This window comes from Mycobacterium sp. TH-M15 (assembly GCF_057473705.1).
The window spans coordinates 1-5,098 of record NZ_JBYCLB010000228.1 but is presented as its reverse complement, the minus strand read 5'-3'; the positions used below and the strand labels follow the sequence as shown (position 1 = coordinate 5,098).

Annotated in this window: 4 protein-coding genes; 2 read left to right on the top strand and 2 right to left on the bottom strand. The window is 69.1% G+C overall.

Annotated features, from left to right (window positions below):
* Together AC2VNT_RS05425 and AC2VNT_RS05420 are read right to left on the bottom strand one after the other, a co-directional pair.
* Positions 1-337 (bottom strand): hypothetical protein (locus AC2VNT_RS05425; protein ID WP_486945880.1); only part of this gene is annotated, 337 nt, incomplete at its 3' end.
* Between the two features lie 72 nt (positions 338-409).
* Complete coding sequence (locus AC2VNT_RS05420; RefSeq protein ID WP_486945879.1) at positions 410-2,524, bottom strand: elongation factor G-like protein EF-G2; 2,115 nt, start codon at positions 2,522-2,524, stop codon at positions 410-412.
* Between the two features lie 164 nt (positions 2,525-2,688).
* Here AC2VNT_RS05420 and AC2VNT_RS05415 point away from each other — a divergent pair, with 164 nt between their 5' ends.
* Together AC2VNT_RS05415 and AC2VNT_RS05410 are read left to right on the top strand one after the other, a co-directional pair.
* On the top strand, positions 2,689-3,543 hold the full coding sequence (locus AC2VNT_RS05415; protein WP_486945878.1) for a slipin family protein: 855 nt from the start codon (positions 2,689-2,691) through the stop codon (positions 3,541-3,543).
* Between the two features lie 175 nt (positions 3,544-3,718).
* Complete coding sequence (locus AC2VNT_RS05410) at positions 3,719-4,708, top strand: S1C family serine protease (RefSeq protein ID WP_486945877.1); 990 nt, start codon at positions 3,719-3,721, stop codon at positions 4,706-4,708.
* Positions 4,709-5,098 lie beyond the last annotated feature (390 nt).

The window sequence follows — 5,098 nt, the reverse complement described above, 5'->3', positions numbered from 1 at the left end:
GATCGAGGTGGCGGTGCAGAAAGACCAGCACGACGGCGGCGACGGCCAACACCAGCGCGACATAGACACCGGAGGCACCGGCAGCCATGTGCCGGTCCAGATCAGGGCCCTGCCAATCCTTGGCCTCGGGGGTGTCGGCCAGCCATTCGCCCGCTTTCACCGTCAGCGGTGTCACCACCAGGGTGAACCCGGCCAGCGCCGCCACCAGCCAGACCAGCCGTCGGCGGGCGGGCGGCCAGAGCGCGCACAGGATCAGCAGGATCGCGGTCAGCGGGACCAGCACCACCACGAAATGGTTCAGCAGGACGTGCACGGGCAGGTGCGCAAGCATCCACATCAGGCTCTCCTCAGTCGAGTCCGGTGACAACACTAGGCGGCGTCTCCGGCGAACACGCCCGACTCGACGAATTCACTTGGCGGTGTTGGCGTGTGCGGCGCCCGACGCCGGCAACGGGTCGTAGCGGGCGAACGTCCGCCGGAAGAAACCGGTGCCGTGCGACAGCGATCGCAAGTCGATGGGGTAGCGGGTGAGTTCGGCCTGCGGCACTTCGGCGTTCACCACGGTGCTGTCCGCACTCAGCTTGTCGGTACCCAGCACGCGGGACCGCCGGGCGGACAGGTCGCCGATGACCGCGCCGACCATGTCGTCGGTAACGACGCCCGCGACCGTATCGATCGGCTCCAGCAACGTCACCCCGCCTGCCGCCGCTGCTTCACGCAGTCCGGCGGCTCCGGCCATCTGGAAGGCGAAGTCCGACGAGTCGACGCTGTGCGCTTTTCCGTCGACCAAGGTGACCCGGATGTCGACCATCGGGTATCCACCGGCGGCGTCGGTTACCCCCTTCGCCAGCTGTGCGCGAATGCCTTTCTCCACGCTGGGGATGAATTGCCGGGGCACCGCGCCGCCGACCACTTTGTCGACGAATTCGAAACCCGAGCCCGGTGGCAACGGTTCCACCTCGACGTCGCAGACCGCGTACTGGCCGTGCCCACCGGACTGCTTGACGTACCGACCGTGGCCGTTGGCCTTGGTCGCGACCGTTTCCCGCAACGGTATCCGCAGCGGCACGCTGTCCACCGGCACTCCGTGCCGGTCGTCCAGTCGGTGCCGCACCATGCCGCAGTGCGCTTCGCCCATGCACCACAGCACGGTTTGGTGCGTCTCCGGGTTCTGCTCGATGCGCAGGCTCAGGTCTTCGGCCGCCAGCCGGGCTAGCCCGATCGAGAGCTTGTCTTCGTCTGCCGTGGTTCGTGCCGCGACGGCGATCGGCAGCAGCGGCTCGGGCATCGACCACGGTTTGAGCAGCAACGGTTCAGCCTTGTCCGACAGGGTGTCGCCGGTCTCGGCCCGGGTCAACTTGCCGATCGTGCAGATGTCACCGGCCACCACCGTCGTTGCCGGCCGTTGCCGCTTCCCGAACGGGAACGACAGCGCGGCGATCCGCTCGTCCTCGTCATGGTCGGGATGGCTGCCCGCTTCGCCGAAGAACGAGGTGAAATGACCCGACACATGAACGGTCGCGTCGGGCCGGAGGGTTCCGGAGAAGACCCGAACCAGGCTGACCCTGCCGACATACGGGTCCGACGTCGTCTTGACCACCTCGGCCAGCAGCGGGCCGTCGGGGTCGCAGGCCAGGCCGGGGCACCGTACGCCGTCCGGGGTGAAGGCCTCCGGCAGGGCATGTTCACGTGGCGACGGGAGACAGGCCGTGACAACCTCCAATAGTGCTGCTGCCCCGACCCCGGTGCTGCCGCACACCGGAATGACCGGGAAGAACACGCCGCGCGCCACGGCCTGCTCCAGGTCGCGGACGAGCACCGCCCGGTCGAGCCGCTCACCACCGAGGTAGCGGTCCATCAGCGACTCGTCCTCGGATTCTTCGATGATCGCTTCGATCAGCGCGCTTCGGTCGCCGCCGGCTTCGGCGGAGGCAGGACCCGGTTCCTGCCAGAGCAGCCCGATCGGCTCGTCGGATCCGTTCTGGGCGGGCAGGTACAGCGGTAACACCGTGCCACCGAAGGTGGCCTGGGCGGCCGACAGCGTGCCGGCGTAGTCGGCCCGGGGGTGGTCGAGTTTGGTGATCACCACCGCGCGGGGCATGCCGACCTGACCGCACTCCCGCCACAGCGACACGGTCGGCTCGTCGATGGCGTCGTCGGCGGCGACAACGAACAGTGCGCTGTCGGCTGCACGTAACCCGGCACGCAGTTCGCCGACGAAGTCGGCGTAGCCGGGGGTGTCGATCAGGTTGACCTTGACGCCGTCATACGCCAGTGACGCGACCGCCACGCCAACCGATCGGTGCTGGCGAACCTCGATGCCGTCGTAGTCGCAGACGGTGGTCCCGGTCGCCACCGCTCCGGCTCGGGCCAGCATCCCGGACGCCACCAGCAGCGCCTCGACCAGGGTGGTTTTACCGGCTGCTGACGGACCGACGAGGGCCACGTTGCGAATACCGGCCGGACCGCCGGCGATGGGCACGGTAGCGTTCGTGGCCGGCGCGCTCGCCGTCTTTTCCGCCATCGCCGCTCCTCTGCTCCCACCCTTCCCCCAACCGCGACCGGGCACAAGACCGGCGACCCACAATCTTGTTGAGCCGGGAAAACCCTGGTGGGAGAATCGGTTTTGTAGAGTCCGGCCGCCCCGGCCGAAGAAGGTGGTCCCGGTCGGATGGAATCGGGGTCGTCATGGTTATCGGATACGCAGTCGCGGCACTGGCCGGCTTCGCAGTCGTCGCACTGCTGGCCAACTTTCGCGTCGTCAAACAATACGAACGCGGTGTGGTGTATCGGTTCGGCCGGGTGCTCGACCAGGTCCGTCCGCCCGGCCTGACCTTCCTGCTCCCGTTCGCCGACCGCCTGGACAAGGTGAACGTGCAGATCATCACCATGCCGGTGCCGGCCCAGGACGGCATCACCCGCGACAACGTGACGGTCCGGGTGGATGCGGTGATCTACTTCAACGTCGCCGATCCGGTGCGGGCATCGGTCGACGTGCAGGACTACATGTCGGCGGTCGGCCAAGTCGCCCAGACGTCGCTGCGGTCGATCATCGGCAAGAGCGACCTGGACGACCTGCTCTCCAACCGCGAGGGTCTCAACCAGGGACTGGAGCTGATGATCGACAGCCCGGCGCTGGGCTGGGGCATCCACATCGACCGGGTCGAGATCAAGGACGTGGTGCTGCCGGAGTCGATGAAGCGGTCGATGTCCCGGCAGGCCGAGGCCGAACGTGAGCGGCGTGCCCGGGTGATCACCGCCGACGGCGAGCTGCAGGCGTCGCACAAGCTGGCCCAGGCGGCGAGCGTGATGGCGGATCATTCCACGGCCCTGGAGCTGCGGCTGCTGCAGACGGTGGTCGAGGTCGCCGCGGAGAAGAACTCGACGCTGGTGCTGCCGTTCCCGGTCGAGTTGCTGCGCTTCCTGGAGCGGGTGACGCCGTCGCGGGAGCCGAACGATTCGACCGGTGTTGCGGCACGGGCGGCCAACGTCGCGGCGGCGGCAGCGAAAGCGCCGGCGGTGGCCGATCCGGCGGTGGCGTGACCCGATGTTGCCGATGTGCCAGGTGTGACAGTCACAGCCGTTTATGACGGCCGCTTCAGGTACGCTGACCCTGCGCCCGGGGCACCTCGCTGCCGGAGCCGATGACCGTTAGCGGATGAACGCAGGAGGTGACCGGGTGAGCGGAGTGCATCGTCGGGGGCGGTGGCTGCTCAGCATGACGGCTGTGACAGGGCTCGGGCTGGCCGCGGCACCCGCGCAGGCGGCACCGCCGGCTCCGGACCCGACCGCGATGGTCGCCCAGGTCGGCCCCTCCGTGGTCAATATCGACACCCACATGGGCTACCAGGGAGCGGTGGGTGCCGGGACCGGCATCGTCATCGACCCGAACGGCGTGGTGCTCACCAACAACCACGTCATCTCGGGCGCCACCGAGATCCGGGCGGCCTCGGCGGCCACCGGCCAGACTTTCGATGTCGACGTCATCGGCTACGACCGCAACCACGACGTCGCGGTCGTCCAACTGCGCGGGGCGTTCAACCTGCCGACCGCCAACATCGGCAGCTCCGCCGGCGTCGGGATCGGCGACCCGGTCATCGCGATGGGCAACGCCGGTGGTCAAGGCGGCACGCCGAGCGCGGTGCCCGGCCGGGTCATCGGGCTCAACCAGACCGTCTCGGCCGCCGACGAGCTGACCGGCAGCACCGAGACGCTCAACAACATGATCAAGGCCGACACCCCGATCCGGCCGGGTGACTCCGGTGGGCCGATGGTCAACGGTGCCGGTCAGGTGATCGGGATGAACACCGCGGCGTCGGGGAACTTCCAGTTCGCCCAACCGGGTGGCGAGGGGTTCGCGATCCCGATCGACCAGGCCATGGGCATCGCCGGGGCGATCCGGGCCGGCAACGCGTCGAACACCGTGCACATCGGTGAGACCGGGTTCCTGGGTGTCGGCGTGGTGGACGCCCCAGGTGGGGGCGGCGCCCGGGTGGAAAACGTGCTGGGCGAGACCCCGGCCGCCGGGATCGGCATCGGCCAGGGTGACGTGATCACCGCGGTCGACGGCGCCCCGGTCTCCTCGGCGACATCGCTGACCAACCTGCTCGACCTGCACCACCCCGGTGACTCCGTCACCCTTACCTGGAGTGGGCCCGGCGGCGTTCGCAGCGCTCCGGTGACGTTGGCTCCGGGCCCGATCGGCTGAGCCGTTCTCAATACGGAATGATGTCGCCGGGATCGGTGGTCGTATCCGGCCACACCCAGACGCGTCACCGCCCGCAGCGCGCACTGCGGCGCACACCTCGGTGCGCGTCCGACCGCCCGGCGTAAACCGCACAGATCGGGTTGCCGGCCTCGGTCGCCTGACGAAGCGACGGGCAACTCAGTGCGGAGATACGAGGCGCCCGGATGCGCAGCCAGCAGCCGTTGCACCCCGGCCGTCACCGATCCCGGGATGACGATCCCCTGGCCGCCGCGGCTCGGGGAGCTGATCGGCGTTGCCAGGACGGCGCCGACGGCCGGCACCGCGGCCCCGGAGACGGCACCCGGGTAAAAGACATCGGCGGCAGCGCGGGGGGAGGCGCTGCCGCCGATG

Bases quoted from the DNA above. Each gene is read 5' to 3' on its own strand.
- AC2VNT_RS05420 (WP_486945879.1), bottom strand. From the start codon at position 2,524: ATGGCGGAAAAGACGGCGAGCGCGCCGGCCACGAACGCTACCGTGCCC.
- AC2VNT_RS05415 (WP_486945878.1), top strand. From the start codon at position 2,689: ATGGTTATCGGATACGCAGTCGCGGCACTGGCCGGCTTCGCAGTCGTC.
- AC2VNT_RS05410 (WP_486945877.1), top strand. From the start codon at position 3,719: ATGACGGCTGTGACAGGGCTCGGGCTGGCCGCGGCACCCGCGCAGGCG.